The sequence below is a fragment of the Endozoicomonas sp. Z74 genome (assembly GCF_057680865.1).
Genome location: NZ_JBLYZI010000018.1, coordinates 17069 through 30815 on the forward strand (window position 1 = coordinate 17069; position 13747 = coordinate 30815).

Sequence of the window (13747 nt, forward strand, 5' to 3'; positions counted from 1 at the left end):
GGCTACAAAAAAAGCTGCCCGAAGGCAGCTTTCATCGAACTCACAATGAATGGGGCATGTGAAAAACATACCCCATTAAAGTCTGAATCAGACTTCACCAAAGTTAAGAGCGTCGGACAGAGCCTGCTCGACTTCAGAAGCAGACACTTTGGCCGGTGCTTCAAACTCAACTTCTTCACGACCCTTACGGCGCTCGGCATGGTAAGTCAGACCGGTACCCGCAGGGATCAGACGACCCACAACCACGTTTTCCTTCAAGCCGCGCAGGTAGTCCCGCTTGCCGGTCACCGCCGCTTCGGTCAGGACACGGGTGGTCTCCTGGAAGGAAGCCGCAGAGATGAAGGACTCAGTGGCCAGGGATGCCTTGGTGATACCCAGCAGTACCCGCTCAAACTTGGCCGGGAACTTGTCTTCACGGTCAGCGCGATCGTTCTCTTCCAGCAGGCGGTTGTACTCAACCTGATCACCACGGATAAAGGTAGTGTCACCGGTATCGGTGATCTCAACCTTCCGCAGCATCTGACGCAGAATAGTCTCAATGTGCTTATCGTTAATCTTTACACCCTGGAGGCGGTATACATCCTGGATTTCGTTAACGATATAGCGAGCCAGCTCACTGACACCCAGCAGACGCAGCACGTCATGGGGGTTAGTAGGACCGTCAGAGATAACTTCACCCTGAGTCACCTGCTCACCCTCAAACACGTTGAGGTGACGCCACTTCGGAATCAGCTCTTCATAAGGATCGCCACCGTCGGTCGGGGTGATCACCAGACGCTTCTTACCCTTGGTTTCCTTACCAAAGCCGATGGTTCCGGAAATCTCCGCCAGGATAGAGTGCTCTTTCGGCTTACGGGCTTCAAAGAGATCCGCCACCCTGGGCAGACCACCGGTGATGTCCCGGTTACCGGAAGACTGCTGAGGAATACGGGCCAATACATCACCCACCTCAACACTGGCACCGTCCACCAGGTTCACCAGCGCGTTAGCCGGCAGGAAGTACTGGGCAGGTACATCGGTACCCGGCAGCTTCAGTTCCTTGCCATTGGCATCCAGCAACTGAATAGCAGGACGTACGTCTTTGCCCGCAGAAGGACGGTCTTTTGGATCCATCACTTCGGTGTTGGACAGGCCGGTCAGCTCATCGGTCTGGGTCTTGACGGTAATGCCTTCTTCCATTCCCAGGAACTTAACCGTACCGGAGGTCTCGGTCACAATCGGGTGAGTGTGCGGATCCCACTTGGCAACGGTCTGGCCTGCCTCAATCTGGTCATCGTCCTTAACGGACAGTACAGCACCGTAAGGCAGCTTGTAACGCTCGCGCTCACGACCGAATTCATCGGCCACCGCCAGCTGACCGGAACGGCTTACCGCCACCAGAGTATTGTCGTTACGTTCAACGAACTTCAGGTTCAGCAGACGGACAGAGCCCTTGTTCTTCACAGTAACACTGTCAGCTGCAGCGTTTCTGGAAGCCGCACCACCGATGTGGAAGGTACGCATGGTCAACTGGGTGCCCGGTTCACCGATGGACTGGGCCGCAATAACACCCACAGCCTCACCCTTGTTCACCAGGTGTCCGCGACCGAGGTCACGACCATAACACTTGGAGCAGATACCGTGACGGGTTTCACAGCTGATGGGGGAGCGTACACGCATCTCATCAACATTGAGGGTCTCCAGGCGCTTGACCCACATTTCGTCGATCAGGGTGCCTGCAGGCACTGCAATTTCACTGTCGCTGCCTGGCTTGAGAACGTCTTCAGCCACCACACGGCCGAGAATACGCTCGCCCAGAGGCTCAACCACGTCACCGCCTTCAATGTGCGGTGTCATCAGCAGGCCTTCGGTAGTGCCACAGTCGTCTTCAGTGACCACCAGATCCTGGGCCACGTCAACCAGACGACGGGTCAGGTAACCGGAGTTCGCTGTCTTCAGAGCGGTATCCGCCAGACCCTTACGGGCACCGTGGGTAGAGATGAAGTACTGCAGTACGTTCAGACCCTCACGGAAGTTCGCCGTAATGGGGGTTTCGATAATGGAACCGTCCGGCTTGGCCATCAGACCACGCATACCGGCCAGCTGACGAATCTGGGCAGCACTACCCCGTGCGCCGGAGTCCGCCATCATGTAAACACTGTTGAAGGACTCCTGCTCTTCCTTATCACCCTCACGGTTGATCACGGTGTCGGACTTCAGGTTGTCCATCATGCGCTTGGCCAGCATTTCGTTGGCCCGGGACCAGATGTCGATGACCTTGTTGTACTTCTCGCCTTGGGTAACCAGACCGGAAGCAAACTGGTTTTCAATCTCACGCACTTCTTCGTTGGCGTCATCAATGATACGGCCCTTGTCATCCGGGATAACAAAATCGTTTACACCGATGGAGGTACCGGAGATGGTGGCGTAACTGAAGCCCATGTACATCATCTGGTCCGCAAAGATAACGGTTTCTTTCAGACCCACATTCCGGTAACAGGCATTGAGCAGGCCGGAAATCGCCTTCTTCTTCATGGCCTGGTTGACCAGCGAGAATGGCAGGCCTTCAGGCACGATATCCCAGAGCATCATCCGGCCAACAGTGGTGTCTGCCAGGAACTTGTTGTCATGCTCTACGCCGTCGTTGTCACGGTACTTCTCGTGAACTCGTACCTTCACCCGGGCATGGAGATCCACAGCCTTGGTGCGGTAGGCACGCATGACTTCGTCGATATCAACGAATGCCATACCTTCACCCTTGGCATTGATGCGCTCACGGGTGATGTAGTACAGACCCAGTACCACGTCCTGGGAAGGTACGATAATGGGCTCACCGTTGGCCGGTGCCAGGATGTTGTTGGTGGACATCATCAAGGCACGGGCTTCCAGCTGGGCTTCCAGGGTCAGCGGTACGTGCACCGCCATCTGGTCACCGTCAAAGTCAGCGTTGTAAGCCGCACAAACCAGAGGGTGCAGCTGGATGGCCTTACCTTCAATCAGTACCGGCTCAAAAGCCTGGATACCGAGACGGTGAAGGGTTGGCGCCCGGTTCAGCATAACCGGGTGTTCGCGGATCACATCCGCCAGAACGTCCCAGACCTCCGGAGTTTCACGCTCAACCATCTTCTTGGCGGCTTTGATGGTAGTGGCCAGGCCCTTACCTTCCAGCTTGCCAAAAATAAACGGCTTGAACAGTTCCAGCGCCATCTTCTTGGGCAGGCCGCACTGATGCAGACGCAGGGTAGGACCTACGGTGATTACGGAACGACCGGAGTAGTCTACCCGCTTACCCAGCAGGTTCTGACGGAAACGACCCTGCTTACCCTTGATCATGTCAGCCAGGGATTTCAGAGGACGCTTGTTGGAGCCGGTAATGGCACGTCCACGACGGCCGTTGTCCAGCAGCGCGTCCACGGACTCCTGCAGCATCCGCTTTTCGTTACGGACAATGATATCCGGCGCGTTCAGGTCAAGCAGACGCTTCAGACGGTTGTTACGGTTAATCACCCGGCGGTACAGGTCGTTCAGGTCAGACGTGGCGAAACGGCCACCGTCCAGAGGAACCAGCGGACGCAGATCCGGCGGCAGAACCGGCAGCACGGTGAGAATCATCCACTCAGGGTTGTTGCCTGAATTATGGAAAGCTTCTACCAGCTTGAGTCGCTTGCTCAGCTTCTTCAGTTTGGTTTCGGAGTTGGTCTGGGGAATCTCTTCCCGCAGGGTATTCACCTCGTCTTCCAGGTCAATATCCGCCAGCAACGCCTTGACCGCCTCGGCACCCATGCGGGCGTCGAAGTCATCACCAAATTCTTCCAGCGCTTCGTAGTACTGTTCATCAGACAGCAGCTGGTTCTTTTCCAGCGTGGTCATGCCTGGGTCAACCACTACGTAAGACTCAAAGTACAGTACCCGCTCGATATCACGCAGGGTCATATCCAGCAGCAGGCCGATACGGGACGGCAGGGACTTCAGGAACCAGATGTGAGCCACCGGGCTGGCCAGCTCAATGTGCCCCATGCGATCACGACGCACCTTGGCCAGCGCTACTTCAACGCCACACTTTTCACAAATGACACCACGGTGCTTAAGGCGCTTGTACTTACCACACAGGCACTCGTAGTCTTTGACCGGACCAAAGATTTTGGCGCAGAACAGTCCGTCACGCTCAGGCTTGAACGTACGGTAGTTAATGGTTTCCGGCTTTTTTACTTCGCCGTAAGACCAGGACCGGATCATCTCCGGCGATGCCAGGCCAATCCGAATAGCGTCGAATTCGTCCGTCTGGCCCTGGGTCTTGAGCAGATTCAATAAGTCTTTCAAGATCGTATCTCCTCGCGGTGCAAGGCGTGGTGCCTGTGTCAAAAGACAATCAAGACATCACACGCCCTGGCCACACGTCGTCGTTATTCGGTATCCAGTTCGATGTCGATGCCCAGAGAGCGGATTTCCTTCAACAGTACGTTAAAGGATTCCGGCATTCCGGCTTCCATTCTGTGGTCGCCATCCACGATGTTCTTGTACATCTTGGTACGACCAGCCACGTCATCGGACTTGACGGTCAGCATTTCCTGCAAGGTGTAGGCAGCACCGTAAGCTTCCAGTGCCCAGACCTCCATCTCCCCGAAACGCTGGCCACCGAATTGGGCCTTACCACCCAGAGGCTGCTGGGTGACCAGAGAGTAGGAACCAGTAGAACGAGCATGCATCTTGTCGTCTACCAGGTGGTTCAGCTTCAGCATGTACATATAGCCTACGGTTACCGGGCGCTCAAAAGCATCGCCGGTACGACCGTCGTACAGAGTCACCTGACCACTGTCATCCATATCCGCCAGGCGCAGCAGGCGCTTGATTTCCGCCTCCTTGGCACCATCGAATACAGAAGTGGCCATGGGCACACCACCGCGCAGGTTGCGGGCCAGCTCCATCACTTCAGCATCGCTGAAGGAATCCAGCTCAACCGGACGGTGTCCTGGTACGCCGTTGTAGACTTCATCCAGGAACTTGCGCAGCTCAGCCATGCTCTTCTGAGCTTCCAGCATCCGGTTGATCTTGGTGCCCAGGCCACGAGCCGCGGCACCCAGGTGAGTTTCCAGCACCTGACCAACGTTCATCCGCGAAGGTACACCCAGAGGGTTCAGTACCACATCCACCGGATTACCCTCATCATCGTGAGGCATGTCTTCCACCGGCATGATGATGGAGATAACACCCTTGTTACCGTGACGACCCGCCATCTTGTCACCAGGCTGGATACGACGCTTGATGGCCAAGTAGACCTTGACGATCTTCAGAACGCCAGGCGCCATGTCATCACCGGTCTGGAGCTTCTTCTTCTTGTCCTCGAAGCGCTCATCCAGCTGGGCACGACGCTCTTTCAGCTGTTCACGGGACAGGTCCAGCATCTCATTCAGGCTTTCTTCTGCCATGGAGAGCTTGAACCACTGTTCGTGCTCAAGGCCATCCAGGAAGGCGTCGGAAACCAGATCACCCTTGGACAGACCCGGGCCACGGGCAACCGGCTGATCACGCAGGGCTTCACGCAGACGGGCGAAGGTATCCTGCTCAACTACACGGAACTCTTCATTCAAGTCCTTGCGGTACTCGTCCAGCTGGGCTTTCTCAATGGACAGGGCACGGGAGTCCTTGTCGACACCGTCGCGGGTGAACACCTGTACATCAATAACCGTACCCTTGACGCTGGTCGGTACACGCAGGGAGGTGTCTTTTACGTCAGAAGCCTTTTCACCAAAGATGGCGCGCAGCAGCTTCTCTTCAGGAGTCAGCTGGGTTTCACCTTTTGGAGTAACCTTACCCACCAGGATATCGCCAGCACCTACTTCGGCACCCACGTAAACGATACCGGCTTCGTCCAGCTTGTTCAGGGCAGACTCACCCACGTTGGGAATATCAGAAGTAATTTCTTCTGAACCCAGCTTGGTGTCACGGGCCACACAGGTCAGTTCCTGAATGTGGATCGTAGTGAATCGGTCTTCCTGAACCACCCGCTCGGAAATAAGGATGGAATCCTCAAAGTTGTAGCCGTTCCAGGGCATGAAGGCCACACGCATGTTCTGACCCAGAGCCAGTTCACCCATGTCTACAGAAGGACCGTCCGCCATGATATCGCCACGAGCGATCGGGTCACCGGCCTGCACCAGAGCGCGCTGGTTAATACAGGTGTTCTGGTTGGAACGGGTGTATTTGGTCAGGTTGTAGATATCCACACCGGCTTCACCTGGCTGGACTTCATCGTCATTGACCCGGACCACAATACGGGCAGCGTCGACCATATCGACCATACCACCGCGCTTGGCAACCACACAGACACCGGAGTCAGAAGCCACGTTCCGCTCCATGCCGGTACCGACCAGAGGCTTGTCAGCCCGCAGGGTGGGTACTGCCTGACGTTGCATGTTCGATCCCATGAGAGCCCGGTTCGCGTCATCGTGCTCCAGGAAGGGGATCAGGGACGCCGCAACAGAGACCACCTGTTTGGTGGAAACGTCCATGTACTGGACTTTTTCCGGCCCCATCAGGGTAAATTCATTGCGATGACGAACGTTAACCAGTTCTTCAGACAGGTTGTTGTTCTCATCCATGGCGGCTGACGCCTGGGCGATTACAAACTCGCCTTCCTCAATAGCAGAGAGGTAGTCGATTTCATCGGTGACCTTGCCATCCACTACTTTACGGTAGGGAGACTCCAGGAAGCCGTAGGGGTTTGTCCGCGCATAGGTGGCCAGGGAGTTAATCAGACCGATGTTTGGACCTTCCGGCGTTTCAATGGGGCAGACACGGCCGTAGTGGGTCGGGTGTACGTCCCGCACTTCGAAGCCTGCACGCTCACGGGTAAGACCACCCGGGCCAAGTGCAGACACACGACGCTTGTGGGTTACCTCGGACAGCGGGTTGTTCTGGTCCATAAACTGGGACAGCTGGCTGGAACCGAAGAATTCCTTGATGGCCGCAGCAACCGGCTTGGCATTGATCAGATCCTGGGGCATCAGGCCTTCGGACTCTGCCAGACTCAAACGCTCCTTGACGGCACGCTCAACCCGGACCAGACCGACGCGGAACTGGTTTTCAGCCATTTCACCCACGGAGCGCACACGACGGTTACCCAGGTGATCGATGTCGTCACAGACGCCTTTACCGTTACGGATATCCACCAGAATTCTGAGGACATCAATAATGTCGTCGTTGTCCAGCACACCGGAGCCAGTGTCTTCTTCACGGCCCAGACGACGGTTGAACTTCATACGGCCAACCGCAGACAGGTCGTAACGCTCTGTTGAGAAGAACAGGTTCTGGAACAGCGCTTCCGCGGCGTCCTGTGTCGGTGGCTCACCGGGACGCATCATCCGGTAAATTTCAACCAGGGCTTCCAGACGGTTGGTGGTGGTATCTGTGCGCAGGGTATCGGAAATGTAGGAACCACAATCCAGCTCATTAACATAGAGTGTTTCGACACTCTTGATGCCTGCGGACAGCAGCTTTTCATAAACTTCCGGGGTGATTTCAGTGTTGCAGTCAACAATGATCTCGCCAGTGCTCTTGTGCACAACGGTCTTGGCCAGAACCCGGCCGTAGATATAGTCAACCGGTGCTTCCAGACGATCAATGTTGGCTTTCTGCAGCTGGCGGATATGACGGGCAGTCACTCGGCGCCCCTGCTCAACTACTACATTGCCCTGGTTGTCATGGATATCAAAGCCGGCAGCCTCACCCCGCAGGCGATCTGCAACCAGTTCGGTGCTGACTTTCTCAGCACCCACCTTGAATTCAACGAAGTCGAAGAATTTTTCCAGAATTTCTTCATTGGACAGACCCAGTGCACGCAGCAGAATGGTGGCGGGCAGTTTACGGCGACGGTCAATCCGGACAAACAGCAGATCCTTTGGATCGTATTCGAAATCCAGCCAGGAGCCACGGTAAGGGATTACCCGGGCAGAGTAGAGCAGCTTACCGGAAGAGTGTGTTTTACCGCGGTCGTTATCGAAGAATACACCGGGTGAACGGTGCAGCTGGGAAACGATAACCCGTTCAGTACCATTAATAACAAAGGTACCGTTATCGGTCATGAGCGGAATCTCGCCCATGTACACTTCCTGTTCCTTGATGTCCTTGATTGCCTTGTTGGCAGAATCTTTATCGTAGATAATCAGGCGTACCTTGACCCGCAGCGGTACTGCGTAGGTCACGCCCCTGAGCTGACACTCCTTGACATCAAAAGCAGGAGTGCCCAGCCTGTAGCTAACATATTCAAGCGCCGCATTGCCGGAATAACTTACGATAGGAAAGACGGACTTGAAGGCTGCGTGCAGCCCGATGTCTTCCCTGGCGGCCGGTTCTTTACCTGACTGCAACAGCTTGTGATACGAATCAAGCTGAATCGCCAGCAGGTACGGCACATTCATGACATGCGGCAACTTGCCGAAGTCCTTGCGGATGCGTTTTTTCTCTGTATACGAGTATGCCATCAGCGTTCCCCAGCTTGGTTACCTGTTTACTGGCCTCAGGCTGCATAGCCTGGCCATTTAAGGTCTGTTTGAGAGCGGGTGGCTCCCTATTTCCAACCAATAGTTTTCGACAATTAAAGGGTCGTTGCAGACACCCTATAGTCGTTGTAGACACTTGAGGGTCACTTCAACCCTCTGAAACCGTTGCATGAGCTTTAGCGCCTGGCCTGGTCAGCACACTTCCAGCACTCTGGACAGACATCCATACCCATTTTTTTGTTACCACACACTCACAGCAATACCGCTCTCATTACCTGCTGTAATGGAAGCGGTTTGTAATCTGGAAATGCCGTTATTTCATGCCCTTGAAAAGACTTGATAAACCGTATCTCCAGCGCTCAGCTGTTGTTGTTCCGGCTGATTGATTCCCACCGGCTCTGCAAACAGAACCCGTCATTTCTGGGAATGTCAGACGACTGCGACCCTCTGACTAGAGATGGATCTCCGCAGTTCACCCACAGTAATCAACCATCATCTCACAGCTCTCTGCGAAGTGGTACCAAAAACAACCTCCTTAAACAGGAAGCCATCCTCCAGATCGCTTTTATGGAACCTTGATTCCACTTGAAAACCCGACCAGCACCACAATTTCCTGTCGCCGCCACAACCCAGGCTCTGATCACACAGGCAAACCTCCCTTAGCCCCGTAATATCTTCAACGTCTCTCAAGACTAAAGCGGGGAAAAGCAGAACCTGCCAACAGACACTCAGGGGATAAACATAGCGGTCAGACGATATAGCTCATACAACGGAAAAAAGGCCGGCGCCTTCTCAGGCACCAGCCACCTGAATCTATTATGCAACAGACTCGGGATTATGCAATGCTTTTGCAGTGAAAAACTTTTCGCTCTCAGAGCACTCTCCTCCTGAGTCAGCAGGAGAGTAAGACAGAGCGTTTTCCACGCGTCAGCTGCATCGGTAGAAATTACTTGATTTCTACGGAAGCGCCAGCTTCTTCCAGCTGCTTCTTCAGCTCTTCAGCTTCTTCCTTGGTAGCGCCTTCCTTCAGAGGAGCTGGGGCACCGTCAACAACAGCCTTGGCTTCTTTCAGACCCAGGCCAGTAGCAGCACGGACAACCTTGATTACGTTAACCTTCTTGTCACCAGCGGCAGTCAGGATAACGTCAAACTCAGTCTTCTCTTCAGCAGCAGCAGCTTCGCCAGCAGCAGCAGGAGCAGCAGCAACGGCAGCAGCAGCAGAAACGCCGAACTTCTCTTCCATCGCTTCAACCAGTTCAACAACGTCCATTACAGACATTTCAGCGATAGCATTCAGGATATCTTCTTTGGACAGAGCCATGTCTATATCTCCAAAAATCTTGTGCGGGGTAACCCCGGAATTCGTTTAAACAAGAAAGCCAGATAAAAAATCAGGCGGCTTTCTTTTTCTCGTCGGCAACAGCTGCCATCACACGGGTAATGCTTGCAGGGAACTCGTTCAGAGTTCTCGCCAGCTTGGTTACAGGTGCGATCATTACGCTCATCAGCATCGCGCGAGCCTGGTCCAGAGTCGGCATCTTGGCCAGAACATCAATCTGTTCAGCACCAAGCAGCTGTCCGGAAATGGACAGAGCCTTGACTTCCAGCTCCTTATTCTCTTTGGCAAAATCCTTCATCAGGCGCGCAGCGGCACCCGGATCTTCCTGGGAGAAGGCCAGCACAGTTGGGCCTACCAGAGCTTCCTGCAGGCACTCAAATTCAGTGCCTTCAACTGCACGCCTGGCCAGTGTGTTACGTACAACCTTGAGGTATACGCCACCATCACGAGCCTGCTTGCGCAGAGCGGTCATTTGACCAACAGTCAGACCACGGTAGTCCGCGATTACAGCCGACAGAGCGCTTTGTGCAGCCTCGCTGACTTCGGCGACAATCGCCTTCTTGTCTTCGAGTCCTAACGCCATGGGCTTTACTCCAAAAATATGAAGTTACATCCGACGCCTTACCAAAGCTTCCGCTTCAGAAAAAAAGCGCCGAACACTTACAATACGGTGAAGGGTCCATGTGGCAGACTGTTACTAATAACAGCTGCTTGAATCTCACCGTCTACGCAGGAAATTAAGCCATCCGTTTTTTGTCCGCCTTCCTCAATCACCTTTTAATAAAGGTATAAGGAGTACAAACGAACCCTGTCGAAACAGGAACAACCTCAGACACCTGCGATCTTTGACGACCCCCGCCACAAGCAGGGACCCCAAAGTTCCTGGTGACCAGGATAAACACCCCGGTCATGGGCCCGAATGATTCGCACTCAGACCCAGATCATCTCTTTATCAAGCTCTGCTTAAGCAGAGAGAGAAGCCATGTCGATGGTCAGGCCCGGTCCCATTGTGGAGGACAGGGTAACCTTCTTCATGTAGACACCCTTGCTGGAAGAAGGCTTCAGCTTCTTCAGATCAGCCAGCAGAGCTTCAATGTTCTGCTTCAGGGAGTCCGCTTCAAAATCAATTTTGCCGACACCTGCATGAACGATACCGTTCTTGTCAGTACGGAAACGTACCTGACCCGCCTTGGCGTTTTTAACCGCATCAGCAACATTCGGGGTTACAGTACCCACTTTAGGGTTAGGCATCAGGCCACGAGGACCCAGGATCTGACCCAGCTGACCCACTACACGCATGGCATCAGGAGAAGCGATAACCACGTCAAAGTTCAGATCACCCGCCTTAACCTGAGCAGCCAGATCATCCATACCGACAATCTCAGCGCCTGCCTCTTTGGCAGCTTCAGCATTGGCGCCCTGAGTAAAGACAGCCACACGCACGTCTTTACCAGTACCATTTGGCAGAACAGTAGAACCACGCACTACCTGGTCTGATTTACGAGGATCCACACCCAGGTTCACGGCAACTTCAACAGTTTCCTTGAACTTGACGCTGGACACTTCCTTCAGGAGCTTGGCAGCCTCTTCAAAAGAGTACGCCTTGGCAGAGTCTACTTTTTCGGCAATCAGTTTTGCACGTTTGGACAGCTTAGCCATTATTCTACGCCCTCCACATTGAGACCCATGGAGCGAGCGGAACCAGCAATCGTACGGATAGCTGCATCTTCGTCAGCAGCCGTCAGATCAGGTTCTTTTACCTTGGCAACTTCCAGCAGCTGCTCACGGGTAACCGTACCGACCTTTTCAGTGTTCGGACGCCCAGATCCTTTCTTCAGCTTCAGCGTCTTCTTCAGAAGAACGGATGCTGGCGGAGTCTTGGTTTCGAAGGTAAAGCTGCGATCACTGTAAACAGTGATAATGACAGGAATCGGCATACCGGCATCCATTTTCTGGGTGCTGGCGTTGAATGCCTTACAGAATTCCATGATGTTCACACCGTGCTGACCCAGAGCCGGGCCTACGGGTGGTGAAGGGTTCGCCTGACCGGCAGGCACTTGCAGCTTAATATAAGCTTCAACTTTCTTAGCCATTTTCAACCTCTATAGGGTCACAGCCTCATCCAAGCCCGACAATTTCAGACTCAAAATCCACGGCTACCCGCAAACAAAGCGCGACAGTCTACCGAATTCATTCAGAAACCGCCAGCACCGATACACTCTTTTTTTGAAACCCAAATAAAAACCCCGGCGACCAGATCAAAACACCATCCAGCACCACGGGGCTTTCTTTCAAGCCTTCAAATTCAGACTTTTTCGACCTGACCAAACTCAAGCTCAACGGGCGTTGAGCGACCAAAGATCATCACCGCAACCTGAAGACGGCTTTTCTCGTAATTCACACCTTCGACCACGCCATTGAAGTCAGCAAACGGCCCTTCAATAACCCGAACCATCTCACCTGGCTCAAACAGAGTCTTAGGCTTCGGAGCTTCTGCACCTTCATGCACGCGACGAAGGATGGCATCCGCTTCTTTTTCGGTGATGGGTGCCGGCTTATCCGCCGTACCACCAATGAAGCCCATCACCCTGGGCGTATCTTTAATAAGATGCCAGGAGTCTTCATTCATTTCCATCTGGACTAACACGTAGCCAGGGAAGAATTTGCGCTCACTTTTGCGCTTCTGGCCATTTTTAATCTCTACCACTTCCTCGGTAGGCACCAGAATCTCGCCAAAATACTCTTCCATACCGAGACGCTGAACACGCTCATTCAGCGAACGCATCACCTGCTTCTCGTATCCAGAGTAGGCATGAACCACATACCAACGTTTCGCCATGTCCTGTCCCTATCAAATCAGGCTACTGATCATCCAGCCTAGCAGAGAATCTAGCCCCCACAAAATGAGCCCCATCAACAGTACTACCGCCACTACAATAAGCGTGGTCTGCACCGTTTCCTGACGAGTCGGCCAGACAACCTTGCGAATCTCAGTCTTGGCTTCTTTCAGCAGCGTCCAGAAGGCACCACCCTTGACTGTCTGCAGAGCAATAAAACCAGCTACCGCAGCAACAGCAAGCAGGATAACCACCCTGAGCAAAAGGGATTCAGCAGAAAAATAAGAATTCCCGTAAACACCGGCAGCGACCAGAATCGCCACGAAGGCCCATTTCAGACCATCCAGACGACCCGAAGCCGCACTATCAGAATTTCCACTCATCAGCTTGAATATCTCTATTTAAACTCTCATCTAAGAGCAAACCTCCCAAGAGCCAGGCTCTCGAGAGGAAGGACTTAATCTTCGGAATGGCAGGCCAGGAGGGAATCGAACCCCCAACCCCCGGTTTTGGAGACCGGTGCTCTACCAATTGAACTACTGGCCTGTAACTTGCTGCTTTTCCAAGCTCTGATACAGGGCAGACCGATTATAATCTGCTTCAGCCCGCCTGAAAAGTCTTGTTATTCACTTTAACCCCGCCCGAGAGCAGAGTTAAAAAAAGAGACAAAAGCCTCTTTGAAATAATGGAGCTCTTAACCGGATTTGAACCGGTGACCTCATCCTTACCAAGGATGCGCTCTACCAACTGAGCTATAAGAGCAAAACACTGGAACTGGAGCGGGTAGCGGGAATCGAACCCGCATCATCAGCTTGGAAGGCTGAGGTTCTACCGTTGAACTATACCCGCAAAAGCAAATCGACTCGCGCCAGCAAACCACCTGACCGCAGAGCGAGCAACTTTCACTCATAACCCCCATTCAACATCTGGAGATTTACGACAAAATCTGGTGGTGGGGGCTGGATTCGAACCAGCGAAGCTTTCGCGTCAGATTTACAGTCTGATCCCTTTGGCCGCTCGGGAACCCCACCAGGTGCTGCGCTATTGTATTCAGGAAGCATTTAATGTCAAGTCAGCCTTTTCCGACCGGAAAC

General features: G+C 53.7%; 8 protein-coding genes and 4 tRNA genes. All 12 read right to left on the reverse strand.

Features of this window, described 5'->3' with window-relative positions; translation table 11 throughout:
- Positions 1-87: 87 nt before the first annotated feature.
- A complete protein-coding gene (gene rpoC / locus ACNRUY_RS07420) occupies positions 88-4299 on the reverse strand; it encodes a DNA-directed RNA polymerase subunit beta' (protein ID WP_488111017.1) in 4212 nt (1403 codons plus the stop codon).
- 83 nt (positions 4300-4382) lie between these two features.
- Positions 4383-8459 (reverse strand): DNA-directed RNA polymerase subunit beta, encoded by a 4077-nt coding sequence (gene rpoB, locus ACNRUY_RS07425; RefSeq protein ID WP_488111018.1) that lies wholly within the window; start codon positions 8457-8459, stop codon positions 4383-4385.
- 964 nt (positions 8460-9423) lie between these two features.
- Positions 9424-9798 (reverse strand): 50S ribosomal protein L7/L12, encoded by a 375-nt coding sequence (gene rplL / locus ACNRUY_RS07430; RefSeq protein ID WP_488111019.1) that lies wholly within the window; start codon positions 9796-9798, stop codon positions 9424-9426.
- A 70-nt stretch (positions 9799-9868) separates the two neighbouring features.
- The gene (rplJ, locus tag ACNRUY_RS07435; RefSeq protein WP_488111020.1) at positions 9869-10399 is read right to left on the reverse strand and encodes a 50S ribosomal protein L10; all 531 of its coding nucleotides are present in this window, start codon (positions 10397-10399) and stop codon (positions 9869-9871) included.
- A 380-nt stretch (positions 10400-10779) separates the two neighbouring features.
- Positions 10780-11475 carry a 50S ribosomal protein L1 gene (gene rplA / locus ACNRUY_RS07440; protein ID WP_488111021.1) on the reverse strand — a complete coding sequence of 232 codons (696 nt, stop codon included), beginning with the start codon at positions 11473-11475 and terminating at the stop codon, positions 10780-10782.
- The gene (gene rplK, locus ACNRUY_RS07445) at positions 11475-11909 is read right to left on the reverse strand and encodes a 50S ribosomal protein L11 (protein WP_488111022.1); all 435 of its coding nucleotides are present in this window, start codon (positions 11907-11909) and stop codon (positions 11475-11477) included. The genes rplA and rplK overlap by 1 nt, the downstream gene beginning before the upstream one ends.
- A gap of 212 nt (positions 11910-12121) precedes the next feature.
- Positions 12122-12655, reverse strand: a complete 534-nt coding sequence (gene nusG / locus ACNRUY_RS07450) for a transcription termination/antitermination protein NusG (protein ID WP_488111023.1) — start codon at positions 12653-12655, stop codon at positions 12122-12124.
- A 12-nt stretch (positions 12656-12667) separates the two neighbouring features.
- Positions 12668-13036 carry a preprotein translocase subunit SecE gene (gene secE / locus ACNRUY_RS07455; RefSeq protein ID WP_488111024.1) on the reverse strand — a complete coding sequence of 123 codons (369 nt, stop codon included), beginning with the start codon at positions 13034-13036 and terminating at the stop codon, positions 12668-12670.
- An 87-nt stretch (positions 13037-13123) separates the two neighbouring features.
- Positions 13124-13199: transfer RNA gene (locus ACNRUY_RS07460), tRNA-Trp, on the reverse strand.
- A gap of 140 nt (positions 13200-13339) precedes the next feature.
- Positions 13340-13415, reverse strand: a tRNA-Thr gene (locus ACNRUY_RS07465).
- Between the two features lie 13 nt (positions 13416-13428).
- Positions 13429-13502, reverse strand: a tRNA-Gly gene (locus ACNRUY_RS07470).
- A 98-nt stretch (positions 13503-13600) separates the two neighbouring features.
- Positions 13601-13684, reverse strand: a tRNA-Tyr gene (locus tag ACNRUY_RS07475).
- Between the last annotated feature and the right edge of the window lie 63 nt (positions 13685-13747).